Raw genomic sequence first — 19,528 nt, 5'->3', positions numbered from 1 at the left:
CAGCGCCGCTATCCACGCTCAGGCGCGCGCTTCGTTCACGCCGGCGCTGTTATGCCGCAGCGCCTTGAGCACGGTATCGACGATCTGCGGAGCGTTGAGGCCCGCCTCGTCATACTGCGCCTCGGGCTTGTCGTGGTCCTGGAACACGTCGGGCAGGCGCATGGTGCGGATCTTGAGGCCCGCATCGGTCAGCCCTTCGTCGCTTGCCATGGTCAGCACATGCGCGCCGAGGCCGCCGATGGCCCCTTCCTCGACCGTGACGACCACTTCGTGGCTGAGCATCAGCTTGCGGATCAGATCGGTGTCGAGCGGCTTGGCAAACCGCAGGTCGGCGACGGTCGTGGAAAGCCCCTTGGTCTCCAGCGTGTCGGCCGCTTTCAGCGCTTCGCCGAGGCGGGTGCCGAGCGAGAGCAGGGCAACCTTGCTGCCTTCTCGCACGATGCGGCCCTTGCCGATTTCCAGCTGCTGCGCAACTTCGGGCAGCGCCACGCCTTCGCCATTGCCGCGCGGATAGCGGAAGGCGATCGGGCCGGCATCATGAAGCGCGGCGGTGTGCGTCATGTGGACCAGCTCCGCCTCATCGGCGGCGGCCATCACCACCATGTTCGGCAAGGTCGCCAGATAGGTGATGTCGAACGAGCCCGCGTGCGTGGCACCATCGGCGCCGACCAGACCGGCGCGGTCGATTGCGAAGCGTACCGGCAGGTTCTGGATGGCGACGTCATGCACCACCTGATCGAAGGCGCGCTGCAGGAAGGTGGAATAGATCGCGCAGAACGGGCGCATGCCTTCGGCGGCCAGCCCGGCGGCGAACGTAACCGCGTGCTGTTCGGCAATGCCGACATCGAAGCTGCGGTCCGGGAATTGCTGGGCAAACTTGTCGAGCCCGGTGCCCGAGGGCATGGCGGCGGTGATCGAACAGATTGTGGGATCGCGCTCCGCCTCGGCCACCAGAGCCTTGGCGAAGACGCCGGTATAGCTCGGCGGACCGGCGGGCGCCTTGGCCTGCTCGCCGGTGACGACGTTGAATTTCTGCACGCCGTGGTACTTGTCGGCCGCTTCCTCGGCCGGGGCATAGCCCTTGCCCTTCTGCGTCACGACATGGACCAGGATCGGGCCTTCACCGGCATCGCGCACGTTTTCCAGAACCGGAATCAGCGCGTCGAGGTCGTGCCCGTCGATCGGGCCGACGTAATAGAAGCCCAGTTCCTCGAACAGGGTGCCGCCCATGGCCATGCCACGGGCGAATTCGTCGGTCTTTTTCGCAGCCATGTGCAGCGGGCGTGGCAGGCGGCGGGCAAACTTGCGCGCCAGTTCGCGCAGGCCGAGGAACCGGCCCGAGGAGACGAGGCGGGCCAGATAGGCCGAAAGCCCGCCCACCGGCGGCGCGATCGACATGTCGTTGTCGTTGAGGATCACGACCAGGCGGTTGCCGGCCTGCTCGGCGTTGTTCATGGCTTCGTAGGCCATGCCCGCACTCATCGCGCCGTCGCCGATCACGGCGATACCGCGGCCGGGGGCACCCTTGATCTTGTTGGCGACGGCAAAGCCGAGCGCGGCCGAGATCGAGGTGGAGCTATGCGCGGTGCCGAAGGGGTCGTATTCGCTTTCGCTGCGCTTGGTGAAGCCCGAAAGCCCGCCGCCCTGGCGCAGCGTGCGGATGCGATCGCGCCGTCCGGTGAGGATCTTGTGCGGATAGGCCTGATGGCCCACGTCCCAGATCAGGCGGTCCACCGGCGTGTCGAACACGTAGTGGATGGCGACGGTCAATTCGACCACGCCAAGGCCCGAGCCAAGGTGTCCGCCCGTCTGGCCGACGGCAGAGATCATTTCGGTGCGCAGTTCGTCGGCCAACTGGCGAAGTTGCGCGGGCTTCAGCTTGCGCAGGTCGTCAGGCGTATCGACGGTATCGAGAAGCGGTGTTGCCGGGTTGGCTGTCATGGGTGTCGTGTACACGGGAGTGGTTGTGGTGTCGAATTTTCGCTGCGCCATAGGCTGCGAACGGACCAAGATACAGGATTATGCGCCGCAGGTCGCGCTGATTTCGTCGGGACGGCAGCCTGCACTCTCGCCGCTGGGGGCAAGCGGACCTGTGATTTTCCCGCGATTTTTGCGGAAATCTTTCGCCGGGAGAACGCCGGGATGGCGTGGAGCGGCGGGCCGAACAGCGGGAGGCGCGGCGGGAGGGGCGACGAACGGCAGAGGACGCTGGCACGGGGCTGGCAAAGCTGCCATGCAGCAGTTCCCCCCATAGCACCACGGAGCTTCATCTTGTCGGTCACGACTTCGTCCTCGACGACCCTTTCGATCCGCCCTGCGACCCGCGACGACCTGCCGCGGCTCATGGCGATCATGGATGCCGCGATCGGCACCTTGCAGCAGGGGTTTCTCGATCCGGCGCAGATCGAATCAAGCCGCGCGGTCATGGGGCTCGACCGGCAACTGGTGGATGATGGCACGTATTTTGCGGCCGAACTCGATGGCGAGATCGTCGGCTGCGGCGGCTGGAGCCGGCGCGCGACGCTTTATGGCGGCGATCACAGCGCGGGCCTGCGCGAGCCGCGTCTGCTCGACCCGGCCAGCGAGGCGGCGCGGGTGCGGGCGATGTACACCGACCCTGCCTTTGCACGGCGCGGCATCGGCCGGGCGCTGCTGGCGCACTGCGAGGCGCAGGCGCGCAAGGAAGGGTTTGCCAGCTGTGAACTGATGGGCACGCGCTCGGGCGAGCCGCTTTACGAAGTCGCAGGGTATGCCGTGATCGAGCGGATCGAGGACGATCGCGGCGGTGCACCGGTGCCGCTGGCCCGGATGCGCAAGGCGCTTTGACTTAGGCAATATGCGGGGGTGGGGCTTTGCTTCGGCCCCCGCGCGGTCAGCTGCAGGCCGCGCAGGTCCCGCGCAGTTCCACCACCGGGCGCACGTCGGCAAAACCGGCCTGCCTCGCGGCGGCGACCAGCGCTCCGGTCAGGGTGTCGTCGTCGATGTGGACCGCCTGGCCGCAGACATCGCAGATCAGGAAGATGCAGTCGTGCTGGCAGCCGGGATGGCTGTTGGCGAGGTAGGCATTGGCGCTTTCGACCCGCCGCGCGAGGTTGGTGCGCACGAAGAGGTCGAGGATGCGGTAGACGCTGTTGGGGGCCACCCGCTTGCCGCGCAGCGCCGAGACGCTTTCGGCCAGGTCGTAGGCCGAGGCCGGGCGTTCGCGCTGGGCAAGGGCACCGAACACGTCGGCACGCATTTCCGTCCACTGTTCGCCGGCGGCGAGTAGGACCGAGCGGGCCTCTTCGATCAGGCCTTCGCCCGAGTGTTCGTGATGTTTGTGCGCACTTGCCATGACGCCCATATGGGGGCTTGCAGGCCTCGGCGCAATCGCAAGAACGTCCGCGCGGACGCTCCCGGCCGCCTCAGTGCTGGGGCGATGCCGCCTGGGCCGGGGGCACGAGGCTTTCGCTGAGCGCGTGGTTGCCGATCCCCATGGCGCCGAACACCAGCAGCGCGCCGCCGGCAAAGCCGAGTGCGAAGAAGCGGTAGAAGTCGGCCTTGAAAAGTCCCATGATCGGTTCAGCTATCCAGTGGTTCACGAAAATTGCGTGACGCCCCTTGGCCCGATTCGCCTTTCCGTCGAGTGAATATCGACGATCCGTGCGGCTTTGTGCGATGAACGGTTTGGCGGGCGCGGTGAATGGCGGGAACCGCCCCATAACCGTCACGCTTCTCGGGCAATCGGGGCGGATCTTTGCGCCGGCTTCAGCGCAGCAACGCACCGATCGCGCCCCAGCCGAGCGAAGCCAGCACGAGCATCGTGATCGGCAGGACGGCGCAGCCGAACGGCAGCGCCAGCGCCAGCATGATCTGGGGGGGGCGGCGCACCTTGCCCAGCCGCACCAGCACGGCCGATGCGGCCATGCCGACGAGGAAGGCGAGGGCAACCAGCGGTCCGAGCCAGTCTACCCCCATACGCGCCTTCCTCCCGGTCCTGTCAGTGCTTGAAGTGGCGCATGCCGGTGAAGACCATCGCCAGTCCAGCCTCGTCGGCAGCGGCGATGACTTCCTCGTCACGGATCGAGCCGCCCGGCTGGATCACCGCCGTTGCGCCCGCCTCGGCGGCGGCCAGCAGGCCGTCGGCGAAGGGGAAGAACGCGTCGGATGCGACCGCCGAGCCGACCGTGCGCGCCTGGGCCCAGCCGAACTTCTCGGCGGCTTCGGCGGCCTTCATCGCGGCGATGCGCGAGGAATCGCGGCGGTTCATCTGGCCCGCGCCAATGCCGGCGGTGACGCCGTCCTTGGCATAGACGATCGCGTTCGACTTGACGTGGCGGGCCACGGTCCAGGCGAACAGGCAGTCCTTGAGTTCCTGCTCGGTCGGCGCGCGCTTGGTCACGACCTTGAGGTCATCAAGGCCGATGGCACCGGCATCGCGGCCCTGAACGAGCAGACCGCCGGTGATCGGCTTCACGGTCAGGCCGGGGCGGCGCGGATCGGGCAAGCCGCCGGTCAGCAGCAGGCGCAGGTTCTTCTTCTTGGCGAAGAAGGCGCGGGCTTCCTCGTCGGCGTCAGGCGCGACGACGACTTCGGTGAAGATCTGGCAGATCGCTTCGGCGGTCGGGCCGTCGAGCGTGGTGTTCACGGCAACGATGCCGCCGAATGCCGAAACGTCGTCACAGGCCAGCGCGCCCTGCCAGGCTTCGAGCAGGCTGGAACCCTGTGCCACGCCGCAGGGGTTGGCGTGCTTGACGATGACCACCGCCGGGTCCTGGCCCTTGAACTCGGCAGCGAGTTCGAAGGCGGCATCGGCGTCGTTGTAGTTGTTGTAGGACAGTTCCTTGCCCTGCACCTGCTCGCCCTGGGCCAGACCCTTGGTGAAGGGGCCGACCGGCGTGTAGAGCGCGGCCTTCTGGTGCGGGTTCTCGCCATAGCGCAGCGTGGTGGCCAGACGGCCGTTGACGCTGAGCATCTCGGGGAACTCAAGGCCCTGATCGGCGAAGGCGAACCACTGGCTGATCATCGAATCGTACGCGGCGGTCTGCGCATAGGCGCGCGCGGCCAGCAGCTTGCGGAACGACAGGGTGGTGCCGCCCTCGGTCGTTTCCAGCTCGGTCAGCAGCCCGGCATAGTCCTTGGGATCGGTGACGATGGCGACGAAAGCATGGTTCTTCGCGGCCGAACGCACCATCGATGGGCCGCCGATGTCGATGTTCTCGATGATCTCGTCACGGTCGGCGCCCTTGGCGACGGTCGCTTCGAAGGGATAGAGATTGACGACGACGAGGTCGATCGCGCCGATTGCGTGATCGGCCATGGCCTTGGCGTGTTCCGGATTGTCGCGCACCGCCAGCAGGCCGCCGTGGACCTTGGGGTGCAGCGTCTTGACGCGGCCGTCCATCATTTCGGGGAAATTGGTGAGGTCCGAAATGTCCTTCACCTCAAGGCCGGCGTCGCGCAGCGCCTTGGCGGTGCCGCCGGTCGAAACCAGCTCCACCCCGCGTGCGGCAAGGGCCTTGCCGAGATCGGCGAGGCCGGTCTTGTCGGAAACCGAAAGCAAAGCGCGGCGGATCGGAACGATATCGGTCATCTGGGGCCTCTTGCGAATGGAGCGGGCAAAGATTTGCGCGCCCTCTAGGTCCAGAGGCGCAAGGCCGCAAGGTGGGTAAGCCACAACGGGTGGCGTATCTCGGCCGAAACTACCGCATTTTCTTGAGAAGCCAACCGAAGTTTCCGCCGCCGCGCGATACCATGCCCTGGATCACCAGTTGCTGGGTGGCTTGCGGGCGCCCCATGCCGTCGACCCAGAGCGAATCCTCGATGGCAACGTCGCCTGCCGTGCTGCGGAACTGCCAGTAGCTGCCGTCGGGCAGGGTCAGTGCCGCGCCCTGGCCGTCGGCGGTGGGCGCCACCTCGACCTCGGGTCCCAGGTGGAAGCGGATCGAGAAGCCGACCTTGCCGCGCTTGCCCTTGCGTCCCGCCGGAAGCAGCACGTCTTCGCCGCGCAGTTCGCTGCCGTCGTCGCGCAGGATCAGGATGCGGCGGTGGGTGAGGCCGTGGCGGGCGGCATAACCGTTGTGGCTGGCTTCGAGGCGGGTGGCATTGCCGCCGTTTTCCTGCACCAGCGACTTGCGGTCGACATCGACCTCGCTGACGCCCGAGCCGATCGCGCCGTTGATGAGGATCGCGGTGGAATTGGCATCGTCGAGGGTGAGCGTGGAGTGCGCCGCGGTGGCGCGCAGGGCCTGCTCCAGCCGCACGGGAACAAGCCCGCCGCCGCTGGCGGCGCCGCCACAGTTGACAATCAACCGATGCTTGCCCTGCGACAGTTCGAAAGCCAGCGTCGAGGCGCAGCCATGGCGGGCATGGCCGGGCAGCGGCGGCGGCGCGGTATCGAACTGGAGGATCGCCTTGTGCGCGGAGACGCGCTGGTAGCCCCACTGGCGCACGTCGCGCAGCGGGCGCGTGCGCACGCCGCTGGCCTGAACCAGTCCTTCCACGTCCTCGGCGCTGACCGCCCAGCCGCCCTGCCACGATCCCAGTGAACCGTCGCCGTGGGTGAGTGCCAGGAGCGGCGGGACCAGCATCTCGACCACGCGCTCGACCGTCGGCGGCGGGTCCTTGCGGGTCGCGTGATAGCAGTTGCGCAGGCGCACCAGCAGGGCGATCGCCTCCATCTGCGCGAGCGGGCTGCGCGACAGCACGCCGCCATCGTCGCCCATCAGATCGCCCAGCGCCTTGATCAGCCCCGCCTCGCCGTAGAGACGGCGCGGACGGCCGTCCGGCAGCAGCAGGCCGGCGGCGATGATCGCGCACCAGCCGGCGACGGCGGCAAGCCCGTCCTCGGCATTGTGGACGCGCCGGTCGAGCCAGCGCGCGGTGGCGGCGATGTGGGCGAGGGTGCGGTTGCGCAGGGCCTTGTCGCCGGAAAGGATGAGCGGCGCATGCACCATCCAGTTCATCAGCCGCATGCCGGTATTGCCCACGGCCCATGCCGGCCCCTTGCCCGGCTTGGCCGGCGGGGCGGGATTGGCCTGGAGCCAGGCGGTGAGGATGCGCTCGGCCACGGCCGTGCATTGTTCCCGCGGGGCGCAGGCCTCGAGGTCGGAGAGCCAGGCAAAGCTGTGGACCACGCGTTCGAGCGGCGGGGTGACACGCGCCGCGCCCGCATAATCGACCTGGGCGATCGGTGTCCTGGCACCGTGGATCAGGAAGTGACCGGCCCGCAGCGCCGTCCCCGCCGCGCCGTTGCCGGGCACGGTGTTGTTGACGGTGGCCAGCAGGCGGGTGCGTGGCTTGCGGCCGATCGGCGAGGTCAGCATCGTCGCGGGAATGCCAAGGCGGTAGGCGAAGCGGATGAAGCGGTCGGCGGCGCCCGCGGCGGGCGTCGAAAAATCGGCGAGCGCCAACTGGCGCCCTGTCTCGTAGCGGGGCTGCGCCTCGGCCGCGTCGAAGGGGCTCGCGGGACGAACGGCGGCGGTGCCTGAGGCCAGCGCGCCGTCAGCCAGCGCGCCGTCAGTCAGAGCGTCGTCAGCCAGCGAGACGGTCGATGTCATACCCCTGTCCACTGCACTTTCCTCCCGTCCCGCCGATTCCGGGCTCCCCGACAACGCGCCTGTGGCCAGCCGGTTGCTCCCCTCCGCGCCCGGATGTCCGGTTTTGCCGCGCGGATGGGAGCGTGTGGCCAATGGTCAGTCCAGTCCCTTGAGCGTCCGGATATTGGCGGCATATTGGCCGGGGCCGCCGCGGAAGGTGGCGGAACCGGCGACCAGCACGTCGGCACCAGCGGCCACGCAGAGCGGCGCGGTTCTGGCATCGACGCCGCCGTCGACTTCGAGGCGGATGTCGCGGCCCGACTTGTCGATCATCTTGCGCACGGCCTCGATCTTGCGAAGCTGGCTGGAAATGAAGCTCTGGCCGCCGAAGCCGGGGTTGACGCTCATGATCAGGACGAGGTCGATATCGTCGATCAGGTAGTCCAGCATCTTGGCGGGCGTTGCCGGGTTGAGCGAGACACCGGCCTTCTTGCCGAGGTTCTTGATCGTCTGCACGGTGCGATGGATGTGCGGACCGGCTTCGGGATGGACGGTGATGTAGTCCGCGCCGGCATCGGCGAAGGCTTCTAGATAGCTGTCGACCGGCGAGATCATCAGGTGGACGTCGAAGACCTTGGCCGAGTGCGGGCGCAGCGCCTTCACGACGGCGGGGCCGATGGTGATGTTGGGCACGAAGTGGCCGTCCATCACGTCGACATGGATCCAGTCGGCACCGGCCTCGTCGATCGCGCGGACTTCCTCGCCCAGGCGGGCAAAGTCGGCGGAGAGGATCGAAGGCGAAATCAGCGGCACGGTCATGGAAACGGGAACTCCTCGGCAACAATGAATAAGACACCACATCTAGTGGCGACAAGAAGGCGGCGGGCCGTTTTCCACACGCGATATGGAGCGGCCCCATAGATCGGGAAGGCCGCGCGGGAAAGGCGAGATTGCGCTTTAGCGGGCAATCTCGAGGGGAATCGCGGCCGCCGGGCTTGCGGGCTTCACCGATTGTGAATTGGCAATTCAGAGTGCATTCACGGCCTTGGCGCCAATTCGCGGCGTGAAATGGCGCAAGGTCCGGGCGGTCGCATGGCGACCGGAACCGGCGCAGGCGCATCGTGATATGTGATGAGGCCAGTTATGAACGTGAAGTCTTCGCTGCTCGCGCGCCGCTGGGTGCGCCGTCTCCCGGTTGCCGCTGCGGCACTGGGCGTGCTGGGCCTGGCGGTCTCGGCCGGGGCAGCCGTGCGCGGTCACGAGGAGATTCGCAACGACATGAGCAAGTGCCGGGCCGGTGCCGGGCCGGCCATGCTCGTCACGGTTGACGGTATCAAGGCCTCGCAGGGGACGGTTCGGGTCCAGAGCTACCGGGCGACCTCGGCGGAGTGGTTGCAGTCGGGCAAGTGGATCTCGCGCATCGAGGTGCCCGCGCGCGCCGGGACGATGACGTTCTGCCTGCCGCTGCCGTCCGGCGGCACTTACGGCGTTGCGGTGCGTCATGACGTCAACGGCAATGGCAAGACCGACATCAGCACCGATGGCGGGGCGATGTCGAACAACCCCTCGATCAGCATCTTCAACCTCGGCAAGCCGAGCTACACCAAGGTCGGCGTGGCGGTGGGCGACGAGGTGAAGTCGATCCGGGTGCAGATGCGCTACATGTAACCGATGGATTGCCGCGGGTTCGCCTTCACCTGCGGCCGAGGATGGCGCGGGCGTCGACAAGATCGGAAGGCTTGTCGACGTCGACCGCAGCCAGACCGTCGCGGGCGGCGACGAGGCGGGCCTTCACGCCGATCTTCGAACCGAGCCGGGCAAGGGCCGCGGCCAGTGTCAGGCGGCCCAGCGCATAACCGAGCAGGATGCCGATCCCCAGCCTGGCGGCAATCCGCCAGGGACGCTTGCGGTCCGCCTCGACCAGCTTCCAGGTCTCGATCGCCTTGCCGGCCTGTGCCGTTTTCAGCAGGAACAGGTTGCAGCCCGACCACTGGCCATCGGCAAAGCGCAAGTAAGTGCGCTTCGAGCCGGGCATGGCCTCCTCGATCCGGTCGCGTTCGGCCAGCAGCACGGCGACGTCGGCATCTTCGGGGGTGTCCTGCAGGAAGTCGCGCACCCATTCGCCGCGCAGGAGCGCATGGTCCGAGGTGGTGACCAGCATCGGTGCCCCAAGCGCGGCAAAGCCGGCGGCGACACTCGCGCTCGGCCCCGCCGCGGCAGGCAGGACTTCGCAGCCCAGGCTTTCGGCCAGCGCGATCACCGCAGGGTCGTTGGCGACCACGGCAATTCGCGCGGCCCCGGCATCGCGCAAGGCGGCGGCGACATGGGCAAGCATGGGTTTCCCGGCAATCCCGACCAGCGCCTTGTGGCTCAGACCCTCGGCGGCAGCGACCGGATCGGGGGCGCCGGGGCGTGATCCGGCGAGAATCAGCGCGGCCGGGAGGACGGGGGCGGGAGAGATCATGCGGACTTGCGCTCCATGGCTCGTTTTGCCCGCCAGACATGCCAGAGCACGCCGGGGGCGGCGAGGACCGGATGGCGTTCGCGCCAGGGCGTGACCGGCACCGGTACGCCGGTATGGCGCTCGATCTTCCACGCGGCATAGCGCGCGGCGCCGTCGAACGTGGTCGAGGCCTTGAGCAGGCGCATGACATTGTAGGGCTTGCCCATGCGGCGGCGATGTGCCCACCAGCGCAGCAGCGCCTCGCGCCGGGGGCGGGGCAGGTCGGGCCGGATCGTGCCGTCGCTCTGGCGTTCGAAGCGGATGTCCTCGGCGGTCAGGGCGAGCGGCAGTAGACCGTCGAAATGGCCCTGGTTGACCGAGAGGATCGAATCTTCGCGGCCGGCCTTCTCGACCCGGAATTCGGCGGCATACGTCGCCCGGAACAGGGCGCGCCAGTAATCTTCGGCGGTGCCTTTCTCGGGACCGAGCGCGACGGCAAGGCGGGCGGCGGTGCGGGCGGCGCCAGCCACCGCGTCTGCCACGGCTTCGGCGGCGGCGGGGCCGCGCTGCCAGGCCAGCGCGCTGGGCTGGACGAAGCGAGCCCAGATCGTGGTGTCAACCAGTTCGCCGGCAGCGGCGGCGCGGAACGTTTCCAGCGCCATCGTCGCCACCTTGGCGCGCAGGGTCACACCGTCGCGGTCCCACTCATGATAGCTGACGCGGGGCCAGATCTTCTCGACCTGCGGGCCATCGACAAGCACGTAGAAGTCCAGCACGCCTTCGAGCGAGCCGGTGCGCAGGTTCGAGCCGTAGAACAGTACCGCGGCAGTGCCCGGCGCCGCTTCGGCGAGCTTTCGGGCAAAGGCGCGGACCTCGGGCACGACCTGCCGTTCCAGCGCGCCGCGCACGCGTCCTTCGAGATCTTCGCTCATGGCTTCACGCTCTCGGACAGGATGGTCCTGAAATCAACGGGGGGCGAAAAACAAACCGGCCCGAAAGCGCGGGCCGGTTGCGGGTGAATCGTCTTTCGCGTGGAGTTCAGGGCACCACGAAGGTGATCTGCGGCCCTTCCTCGAGCACGTAGTCGCCCGAGGGGAAAGCCTCGCCGTCGAGGATGAACGGGCCGCCGATGTCGAGATCGACTGCGCTGGTGGCGAAGCGGTGGGTGCCGCGCTTCTCGAGGAAACGCCCGGCCAGGCCGAACATCATGATCAGCGGCAGCAGTGCCACCACCCAGCGCACCGGCCAGTCGATCACCGCCATCTTCATGCCGGGGGCGACGTGGCGGCCGAACGGCCGCGCGCCGAGCGGGAACTGCTCGAACGTGGTGGCCACGGTCATGAACCGCTCATGAGGATCACCCGGGCCGTCGTAAGGCAGGTCGGTGCCGGTGTGGTGGTCGATCAGGCGGGTCGGTGTGCACGAACGCCAGGGATTGCCGGTGCGGCCGAACAGGGTCTGGATGATGCCCCAGAGCACGGTCAGGCCGACCGCAAAGCTGTTGAAGGCACCGCGGCGGTGCGCTTCCTGCCCGGCCTCGGTGGCCAGCGCAAAGGCGCCGGTGCCCAGGATGAAGCCCTGCACGCAGCCGTTGCTGCCATCGCGCGAGGAAATGCGCAGCGGCCGGCGGGACAGCGTATGGCCCTTGTGGGCGGCGGCCAGGGCTTCGGCCAGCGACCAGTGGTTGGGCAGGCCGAGGTCGATCGCCAGCGCATTGGTCTTGCCCTTGGGCAGGACGATGAACGTGGGCCACTGGTCACCGAAGATCTCGGCGCCGCAGGTCAGCACGTCGCGCACGGTGCCATCGCCGCCGTCGACCACGAGGTAGTCGATGCCGCGCTGGGCAAAGCCTTCGAGCACGCTGTAGAGCGCACTGCGCGTGCGCGGCGTCTCGGTCAGGATGTTGGAGCAATCCGCCATCTCGGGCGCATGGCCCTTGTTGCGGTGGCTGCGGGGATTGCGGATGATGCCGACGAGCGGAACCGACCGCCCGCGACGAGCCTGTCGTCCGGGGCGTGCGATCCTGCGCGGGCCTTGCTCACCGACCTGCGGCAGCGTCTCGAATTCGTAGATGGTTCCGTACACGGGGCCCTATGTAGTGCTGCCTGCCCCGGAAATCAACAAGAAACATTCCATGACACATTCAAGTTACAGTTCCATGGCGGTTTTATGAGGAGTTGAAATCGAAGCAACTCGTTGCGCATTTCCTGCAAGCATCTGGCAGGTCGCGAAAGCCGGGCCGGAAGCGCGGGGCGCATTAGCGCATTCCCAAATCACCGCTTAAAGACTAACGCCAGCGACATGGTTTCCACGTCTTCTACCCCACAAATCGCGCCGGTCGTTGTCACGATCGGCGATAACCCCGTGAAACTATGGGGACTTAGCATGGCCGAACGGGTCGGGCGGATTGCCCGCGCGAACGGTTTCGCCACCGCGGATGCGGCTGCCGGCAGTCTCGGCAATGGCCCTGCTGTGCTGTCGAACGCGGCCTTCGCCTGGGACCCGGCATGGTTCCGCCACATTTCTGCCAAACCCGGCATGGTGCTGACGCTGGGCGGCGTTCCCGCGCTCGCCCATGCTGCCGATGGCGAGCAGGCCGCGCGAATCGAGCAGGCGATGCGCACCGGTTCGGTGCTCATCGATTCGGCCGGGCTCGATGTCGTTGCGTTCGAAAGCGGTCCGACGATCGAGAACAAGCAACTGCGCAAGCGCGAGACGCCGTTCCTGATGGCGCTGACGGGCGAGACCGTGCGTCCGATCGAGCGGGCCAGCTACTTCGGCGCCTACAAGGGCGTGACCGACGTGCTGACCAAGTACCTCTGGCCGGAATGGGCGCTGGTGCTGACGCGGATTTGCGCGAAGCTGCACATCACGCCGAACATGGTGACTTCGGTGGGCGCCGTGTTCTGCGTCGTCGCCACGGTGCTGTTTGCCTATGGCCACTACTGGCTGGGCATGGCGCTCGGCCTCGTGTTCATGGTGCTCGATACTGTCGACGGCAAGCTGGCGCGCTGCACCATCACCTCGTCGGCCTGGGGCAACGTGTTCGACCACGGCATGGACCTCGTCCATCCTCCGTTCTGGTGGTGGTTCTGGGCGACCGGCCTGGGGACCTGGGGGCTGGCCTATGACACGGCGACCTTCTGGTGGGTCCAGGGGGCGATCCAGGGCGGTTATGTCGTCCAGCGCCTGATCGAGGGCGTATTCATGCGCCAGAACGGGACGATGCACATCCACGTCTGGCAGCGCTTCGACAGCCAGTTCCGGCTGATCACCGCGCGCCGCAATCCCAACATGGTGATCCTGTTCGTGGCGATGGTTTTCGCGCGCCCCGACCTTGGCCTTGTCGCGGTGGCCTGGTGGACGGCGATTTCCTGTCTGATCCACGCGGTACGGCTGGTACAGGCATGGATTGTGCGGGCGCGCGGCGGCAGGATCACCTCCTGGCTTGCAGACGCCTGAGCGGCCCGACACGGAGACGGCAATCATGAACGCGACGATCGAGAAGTTCGGCTATCCGGCCAGCCTGGTGGCCGAGTTCGAGCATTGGCTGGTGCTGGCCCGCCCGGCCCAGCCGACGCTGGGTTCGCTGGTGCTGGCAGCCAGGTCCGAGGCGACCGCGTTTGGCGACCTGCCGGTCGAGGCGCATGCCGAACTCAAGCGGGTGAGCACTGCGATCGAGGCGGCGCTGGCTGGCGCCGTCGATTACGCCCGGCTCAATTACCTGATGCTGATGATGGTGGACCCCCACGTCCACTTCCACGTGATTCCCCGCTACGAGGGTGCGCGCGAGTGGCAGGGGCGGGAGTTCGTCGATTGCGGCTGGCCCAAGGTGCCTGACCTTGGTCACGCAGTGGCCCTTGAGGGCGACGATCTGGCCGCACTGGCCGCATGGCTCGGGCAGGCCTTCGCGGCAGCCTGAGCCGGATGGAGCGGACCGGCGCGCGCTGGTGGCGCGCGCCGGTCCGGCTTCCTCAGTACATGTGCTGCCCGCCGTTGATCGACAGTGTCGATCCGGTGACGAAGGCGGCGTTCTCGGAGCAGAGGAAGGCGCAGCCGCGGGCGATCTCGTATGCGGTGCCGAGGCGGCCGACCGGGATCTTGGCGACGATCTTCTCCAGCACCGGTGCCGGCACCGCAGCGACCATGTCGGTATCGATGTAGCCGGGCGCGATGGCGTTCACGGTGACGCCGTACTTGGCGCCTTCCTGGGCGAGAGCCTTGGTGAAGCCGTGGATGCCGGACTTCGCCGCGGCATAGTTGACCTGACCGTACTGGCCGGCCTGGCCGTTGATCGAGCCGATGTTGACGATGCGGCCCCAGCCGCGCTCGCGCATGCCGGGGAAAGTGGCCTTGGCCATGTTGAAGCAACCGCCCAAGTTGATCCGCATGACGTCGTTCCAGTCGTCGAACGTCATGCGGTGCAGTACGCCGTCGCGGGTGATGCCGGCGTTGTTGATGACGATATCGACCGGGCCGTGCGTTTCCGTCACTTCGGCTACGCCCGCGAGAACGGCTTCGTGATCGCCAACGTCCCATTTGTAGGCGGGGATGCCAGTGCGTTCGGTGAAGGCCTTGGCCTTCTCTTCATTGCCGGCGTAATTTGCAACTACGGTATGTCCACGTTCCTTGAGGGCGAGGGAAATTGCCTCGCCGATACCCCTGGTTCCGCCGGTAACGATCGCAACACGCGCCATATCAAGCCTTTCGCTTAGTGCATCCACCAGGGGCAGGCTATGAAATGCACATGACGAGGGCAAGTCGGCGCCTGCCACCCGGGTGCGGAATTTGCGCCGAAATGATTGATACAAGCGCAATCGCGATTGCATGACGCTCAATCGGCGGGCGCCAAGGGGCGCGCGGCAAGCCGGCTCTTGGCGCCCGGCCGCGACGGGGTCAGAACTTGAACTGGGTGCCCACGTAGATTGCCTGGGAATCCTGCTTGCCATCGGTCAGCGGGACAAGGCGCTCGCGGTCCTGCGAGTAGCGCAGGCCGGCGGTGACATCGATGTTCTTGGTGAGGCGATAGGCGCCGCCGAGGTCAACTTCGCCTGCCTCGCTCGTGAAGGTGTGCGGGGCGCGCCCGGCGGCCCGTTTCTCGTCGATCGAGATGCGGGTGCTGAAGCGGGAATCGTTCCTGTCGGCGGAGCCGGCCGCAAGGCTGAACTTGCGCAGTTCGGGCGCGTCGGCGATGCCGTGGCCGACCGGCTGCTGCTGTGCGGTGTCCGCCGAGAAATTCTGGTAACCGCGCGAGACGCCGAGGTTGAAGGCGGCCGGCGCGATCCTGAGGCGGCCGACGTCATTGTCCGCTTGCGCCACTTGCAGGCGGTTGTGCACGACGATGATCGACTTGGCCGCCTCGGAATCGACACGCACGGCCACGGTAACGGCACGGTCCGGCCGATTGGGCGTGCCGGCCGGGGTGAACGGGAACGGCTGTTCCTTGCCCAGCGAGCGCATCGCGATCACCCGCGAGAGGTTTTCCGACGAGGTGTCGGGGTCGAGCGAATCGACCGCCGGGTTGCGCCCGCCGATACCCTTGAACGAGGTGGAAAAGGCCAGGACTGCGCTGGGCAGTGCCAGCACACCGACGCAGCCAGCCAGCATGATGCCGGCTTTCATGCTGCCTTTCGACGAGCGTGTGCGCTGCATTTCCATCGTGCTACCCTCGATGCCCTTCCGTGACCGTGCCGAGAGAACGTGCATCTCCTCCTTCTGCAGGGAGGGGCTGGAAACTCGATCGGCAGTCGTGGTCATCATCACTGCCTTACCTTAACACAGGATGATGGACCAAGGGAGAGGGGGCGTGCGCCGGGGGCGGCATGGGGGCATGTCGGTGTTCATGCAGCGTTTAGCCGGCGTGCAGTTTAGCGTGCCGAGCCGATGCGGCCGCACTTGCCGCCCCGGCAACGGCGGCTATAGAGGCGATGGATGGCAAATCGCCGGAACGTCCGGCCGCTCTACGCCAAGACAGGAACTGGGAACCGACAATGACAGGCAGCACCGACAAGGGCCTCTTCACCGCTCGATCGCTGGCGACCGCGGGCTTCTGCGCCGTGGCGGCGCTTGCGCTGGTCGGTTGCGGTGGCGGCCGGAAGCAGAAGCAGGCGAAGTCTGCCTCGTCCGCACCCTCGATGGTGACCACCATCGGTGTCAATTCCTACCTGTGGCGCGCCAGCCTCGATTCGCTCTCGTTCATGCCGCTGCTCCAGTCGGATAGCGCCGGCGGCGTGATCGTCACCGACTGGTACACCAATCCCAAGGAACCGAACGAGCGCGTCAAGGTCACCGTCATGATCCTCGACAAGGACCTGCGCGCCGATGCCCTGCGGGTGACCGCGCAGCGCGAAGTCGCGACGGGCGGTGCCTGGGCGCCGGCACCGGTCCAGGCCGCGACCGTGCAGAAGCTCGAGGACATCATCCTCACCCGCGCCCGTGACCTGCGCCGCGATTCCATCGGCGGCTAAATTGTTTTTCCTGCGGGCCGGTCCGGCCCGCGGGTCCATTTGCGCGGGCGGCATCGGCCCGCAGGAGACCTGATAGAAATGACCGAGCGGTTCGACCCGGCTCAGGCGGACACGCGCTGGCAGGCTGCGTGGGACGAAGCCCAGTGCTTCAAGGCCGACGATACTTCGTCCAAGCCCCGCAGCTTCGTGCTTGAGATGTTCCCCTATCCCTCGGGGCGCATCCATATCGGCCACGTGCGCAACTACACAATGGGCGACGTGCTGGCGCGCTACAAGCGCATGACCGGCCACGAAGTGCTCCACCCGATGGGCTGGGACGCCTTCGGCATGCCCGCCGAGAACGCGGCCATGGAAAAGGGCGTGCACCCGGGCGGCTGGACGCGCGAGAACATCGCGAACATGAAGGCGCAGCTCAAGCGTCTCGGCTTCGCGCTGGACTGGAGCCGCGAGATCGCCACCTGCGAGCCGGAATACTATGGCCACGAGCAGGCGCTGTTCATCGATCTTTATGAAAGCGGCCTGGTCTACCGCAAGGAATCGGCGGTCAACTGGGATCCGGTCGACCAGACCGTGCTCGCCAACGAGCAGGTGATCGACGGGCGCGGCTGGCGCTCGGGCGCGCTGGTAGAGAAGCGCAAGCTCTCCCAGTGGTTCCTCAAGATCACCGACTTTGCCGACGAACTGCTGGAAGGCCTCTCCACCCTCGACAAGTGGCCCGAGAAGGTCCGCACGATGCAGGAAAACTGGATCGGCAAGTCGCAGGGCCTGCAGTTCAAGTTCGACCTGACCGCAGAAATCGGCGGCATCGGTTCGGTGGAAGTCTACTCGACCCGTCCGGACACGATCTTCGGCGCCAGCTTTGTCGCCGTCGCGGCCGATCACCCGATCGCCCAGGCGGCTGCCGTCGGCCGTCCCGAGGTCGAGGACTTCATCGCCCTGTGCAAGCAGGGCGGGACGACCGCGGCCGAACTGGAAACCGCGGAGAAGCTGGGTTTCGATACCGGCATCAAGGCCAGGCATCCGTTCACCGGCGCCGATCTGCCGGTCTACATCGCCAACTTCGTGCTGATGGACTACGGCACCGGCGCGGTCATGGCGGTTCCCGGCCACGACCAGCGCGACTTCGAGTTCGCCACCAAGTACAGCCTGCCGATCCTGCGCGTCGTCGCGGCGAGCGAGGCCGATGCCGACAAGCCCTTCGAAGGCGAATCCGAGGCCGGTGACGGCGTCTGCGTCCATTCCGACTTCCTCAACGGCATGACCGTGAAGGACGCCAAGGCCGCGGTCATCGCGCGCGCCGAGGCGGAAGGCTGGGGCGAGGGCAAGACCGTGTGGCGCCTGCGCGACTGGGGCGTCTCGCGCCAGCGCTACTGGGGCACGCCGATCCCGTTCATCCACTGCGAGGTCTGCGGCGTGGTGCCGGTGCCCAAGAAGCACCTGCCGGTCACGTTGCCCGAAGACGTCGATTTCTCGACGCCCGGCAATCCGCTGGTGCGCCACCCGACCTGGAAGCATGTCGATTGTCCGCAGTGTGGCCACGCCGCCCGCCGTGAGACCGACACGCTCGACACCTTTGTCGATTCCTCGTGGTACTTCCTGCGCTTCGCCAGCCAGCCCGAGGATCGTCCGTTCGATCCGGCGAAGATCGCCGAATGGCTGCCGGTGGAGCAGTACATCGGCGGCATCGAGCATGCGATCCTGCACTTGCTCTATGCCCGCTTCTGGACGCGCGCGCTGGCCCGCATCGGCAAGGTCGAGGTGAAGGAGCCCTTCGCCAGCCTGTTCACGCAGGGCATGGTGACGCACGAGACGTATTCGCGCGTCAACGAGGTCAACGGCCAGCCGATCTACTTCGCTCCGAGCGAAGTCGAGCGCGGTTCCGATGGCGCGACGCTCAAGGCTGACGGGGCTGCCGTCGAGGTCGGCCGCGTCATCAAGATGTCGAAGTCGAAGAAGAACGTCGTCGACCCCGACGAGATCGTCGCGACGTACGGCGCCGACGCGATCCGCTGGTTCATGCTGTCCGACAGCCCGCCCGAGCGCGACCTGCCCTGGTCGGAAGCCGGCATCGAGGGCTGTGGCCGCTTCGTCCAGCGCCTGTGGCGTCTGTTCGCCCAGTATGACGCTTCGGCCGAGGGCGCAGACAAGGCGATCGACCGCAAGGTTCACCAGACGGTGGCCGCGGTCGCCTCGGACATCGAATCGCTGGGCTTCAACAAGGCCGTGGCGCGCATCTACGAACTGACCGGCACGGTCGAGAAGGCAGCCCCTTCGGCCAGCCGTTCGAACGCGATCCGCACGGTTCTGCTGCTTGTCTCGCCGATGATGCCGCACCTCGCCGAAGAAGCCTTCGCGACTTTCGGGGAAGGTCTCGTGGCGCAGGCTGCATGGCCCGAAGTCGATCCGGCGCTGCTGGTCGAGGACGAGGTGACCGTGGCCGTCCAGGTGAAGGGCAAGCTGCGCGACACCCTGACCGTGGCCAAGGGTACGTCCAGGGAAGAGCTTGAAGCGCTTGCCCTTGCCAGCGAGAAGGTGCAGCGTGCACTCGATGGCGCCGAGGTGAGGAAAGTGATCGTCGTACCCGACCGTCTGGTGAATCTCGTCGCGTGAAGCGTCTGAGCGTCCTTTTCGGAGCCCTGCTGCTCTCCGGCTGCGGCCTCACCCCGATGTATGCGGGAGGAGGCAGCGGCAGTGTCGCGCGCGGTCTTGCCGACGTGCAGGTCGCCGCGATCGAGGGGCGGGCCGGCTGGCTGGTGCGCAATGCGCTGGTCGACAAGCTCGGCTCCGACAAGGGCGCCACCTCGAGGTACCGGCTTGACGTCCGCCTCGACGACAAGCTGGAAGGCTTCGCGCTGCTTTCGGACGATACGATCGGGCGCGAACGCCGGACCCTGCGCGCGCGTTATCAGTTGGTGGATACTTCCACCGGCGAGGTCGTGCTCGATGCGACGGCGGCTTCGGATGCGGGCATCGACGTCGTTTCGTCGGACTATGCGACGATCGCGGCGGAACAGACCGCGCTGGAGAATCTTTCCAAGGACGTCGCCACGCGCATCGTTACCGGGGTCGCGCTGCGGCTGCGGGGCGATACGCGGCAATGA

Annotated in this window: 19 protein-coding genes; 7 read left to right on the top strand and 12 right to left on the bottom strand. The window is 67.1% G+C overall.

The window, feature by feature from the left end; all coding sequences use genetic code 11:
• Positions 1–18: 18 nt before the first annotated feature.
• Positions 19–1,941, bottom strand: coding sequence for a 1-deoxy-D-xylulose-5-phosphate synthase (dxs, locus tag OKA11_RS07130; RefSeq protein ID WP_267219518.1), 1,923 nt, complete (start codon positions 1,939–1,941; stop codon positions 19–21).
• 402 nt (positions 1,942–2,343) lie between these two features.
• On the opposite strand from dxs, the gene OKA11_RS07125 reads away from it, so the two are divergent.
• Positions 2,344–2,826 carry a GNAT family N-acetyltransferase gene (locus tag OKA11_RS07125; RefSeq protein WP_267219724.1) on the top strand — a complete coding sequence of 161 codons (483 nt, stop codon included), beginning with the start codon at positions 2,344–2,346 and terminating at the stop codon, positions 2,824–2,826.
• Between the two features lie 46 nt (positions 2,827–2,872).
• Here the strand turns inward: OKA11_RS07125 and OKA11_RS07120 are convergent, their stop codons facing one another.
• From OKA11_RS07120 to rpe, 6 genes are all read right to left on the bottom strand, one after another.
• The gene (locus OKA11_RS07120) at positions 2,873–3,334 is read right to left on the bottom strand and encodes a Fur family transcriptional regulator (RefSeq protein ID WP_267219517.1); all 462 of its coding nucleotides are present in this window, start codon (positions 3,332–3,334) and stop codon (positions 2,873–2,875) included.
• Between the two features lie 70 nt (positions 3,335–3,404).
• On the bottom strand, positions 3,405–3,554 hold the full coding sequence (locus OKA11_RS07115) for a hypothetical protein (RefSeq protein ID WP_267219516.1): 150 nt from the start codon (positions 3,552–3,554) through the stop codon (positions 3,405–3,407).
• 193 nt (positions 3,555–3,747) lie between these two features.
• On the bottom strand, positions 3,748–3,957 hold the full coding sequence (locus tag OKA11_RS07110; RefSeq protein ID WP_267219515.1) for a hypothetical protein: 210 nt from the start codon (positions 3,955–3,957) through the stop codon (positions 3,748–3,750).
• A 22-nt stretch (positions 3,958–3,979) separates the two neighbouring features.
• Complete coding sequence (gene purH, locus OKA11_RS07105) at positions 3,980–5,572, bottom strand: bifunctional phosphoribosylaminoimidazolecarboxamide formyltransferase/IMP cyclohydrolase (protein ID WP_267219514.1); 1,593 nt, start codon at positions 5,570–5,572, stop codon at positions 3,980–3,982.
• A 109-nt stretch (positions 5,573–5,681) separates the two neighbouring features.
• On the bottom strand, positions 5,682–7,538 hold the full coding sequence (locus OKA11_RS07100; protein WP_267219513.1) for a heparinase II/III family protein: 1,857 nt from the start codon (positions 7,536–7,538) through the stop codon (positions 5,682–5,684).
• Between the two features lie 135 nt (positions 7,539–7,673).
• Positions 7,674–8,336 (bottom strand): ribulose-phosphate 3-epimerase, encoded by a 663-nt coding sequence (gene rpe / locus OKA11_RS07095; RefSeq protein ID WP_142636345.1) that lies wholly within the window; start codon positions 8,334–8,336, stop codon positions 7,674–7,676.
• Positions 8,337–8,660: 324 nt separating this feature from the next.
• On the opposite strand from rpe, the gene OKA11_RS07090 reads away from it, so the two are divergent.
• Positions 8,661–9,185 carry a DUF2141 domain-containing protein gene (locus OKA11_RS07090; protein WP_267219512.1) on the top strand — a complete coding sequence of 175 codons (525 nt, stop codon included), beginning with the start codon at positions 8,661–8,663 and terminating at the stop codon, positions 9,183–9,185.
• A 25-nt stretch (positions 9,186–9,210) separates the two neighbouring features.
• On the opposite strand, the gene OKA11_RS07085 is transcribed toward OKA11_RS07090, so the two are convergent.
• The 3 genes from OKA11_RS07085 to OKA11_RS07075 form a co-directional block, all read right to left on the bottom strand.
• Positions 9,211–9,981, bottom strand: coding sequence for a nucleotidyltransferase family protein (locus OKA11_RS07085; protein ID WP_267219511.1), 771 nt, complete (start codon positions 9,979–9,981; stop codon positions 9,211–9,213).
• Positions 9,978–10,892: a hypothetical protein gene (locus OKA11_RS07080; RefSeq protein WP_267219509.1), complete on the bottom strand. Its 915-nt coding sequence runs from the start codon at positions 10,890–10,892 to the stop codon at positions 9,978–9,980. The genes OKA11_RS07085 and OKA11_RS07080 overlap by 4 nt, the downstream gene beginning before the upstream one ends.
• Before the next feature lie 106 nt (positions 10,893–10,998).
• A complete protein-coding gene (locus OKA11_RS07075) occupies positions 10,999–12,045 on the bottom strand; it encodes a diacylglycerol/lipid kinase family protein (protein ID WP_267219507.1) in 1,047 nt (348 codons plus the stop codon).
• Between the two features lie 216 nt (positions 12,046–12,261).
• Here OKA11_RS07075 and OKA11_RS07070 point away from each other — a divergent pair, with 216 nt between their 5' ends.
• Together OKA11_RS07070 and OKA11_RS07065 are read left to right on the top strand one after the other, a co-directional pair.
• Positions 12,262–13,422, top strand: coding sequence for a CDP-alcohol phosphatidyltransferase family protein (locus OKA11_RS07070; RefSeq protein ID WP_267219506.1), 1,161 nt, complete (start codon positions 12,262–12,264; stop codon positions 13,420–13,422).
• 25 nt (positions 13,423–13,447) lie between these two features.
• Entirely contained in the window at positions 13,448–13,882 is a 435-nt protein-coding gene (locus OKA11_RS07065; protein ID WP_267219505.1) for an HIT family protein, read from the top strand.
• Between the two features lie 52 nt (positions 13,883–13,934).
• Here the strand turns inward: OKA11_RS07065 and phbB are convergent, their stop codons facing one another.
• Positions 13,935–14,657 (bottom strand): acetoacetyl-CoA reductase, encoded by a 723-nt coding sequence (phbB, locus tag OKA11_RS07060; RefSeq protein WP_142636332.1) that lies wholly within the window; start codon positions 14,655–14,657, stop codon positions 13,935–13,937.
• Positions 14,658–14,856: 199 nt separating this feature from the next.
• The gene (locus OKA11_RS07055) at positions 14,857–15,720 is read right to left on the bottom strand and encodes a hypothetical protein (RefSeq protein WP_267219504.1); all 864 of its coding nucleotides are present in this window, start codon (positions 15,718–15,720) and stop codon (positions 14,857–14,859) included.
• 230 nt (positions 15,721–15,950) lie between these two features.
• Between OKA11_RS07055 and OKA11_RS07050 the strand changes: the two genes are divergently transcribed.
• From OKA11_RS07050 to lptE, 3 genes are all read left to right on the top strand, one after another.
• Positions 15,951–16,427, top strand: a complete 477-nt coding sequence (locus OKA11_RS07050; protein ID WP_267219503.1) for a DUF3576 domain-containing protein — start codon at positions 15,951–15,953, stop codon at positions 16,425–16,427.
• 78 nt (positions 16,428–16,505) lie between these two features.
• A complete protein-coding gene (gene leuS / locus OKA11_RS07045; protein ID WP_267219502.1) occupies positions 16,506–19,037 on the top strand; it encodes a leucine--tRNA ligase in 2,532 nt (843 codons plus the stop codon).
• Positions 19,034–19,528: an LPS assembly lipoprotein LptE gene (gene lptE, locus OKA11_RS07040; protein ID WP_267219501.1), complete on the top strand. Its 495-nt coding sequence runs from the start codon at positions 19,034–19,036 to the stop codon at positions 19,526–19,528. The genes leuS and lptE overlap by 4 nt, the downstream gene beginning before the upstream one ends.

This window comes from Novosphingobium clariflavum (assembly GCF_026420865.1).
GTDB classification, from domain to species: domain Bacteria; phylum Pseudomonadota; class Alphaproteobacteria; order Sphingomonadales; family Sphingomonadaceae; genus Novosphingobium; species Novosphingobium clariflavum.
The sequence above is the reverse complement of the archived record's forward strand: the minus strand, read 5'-3'. Positions and strand labels throughout refer to the sequence as shown.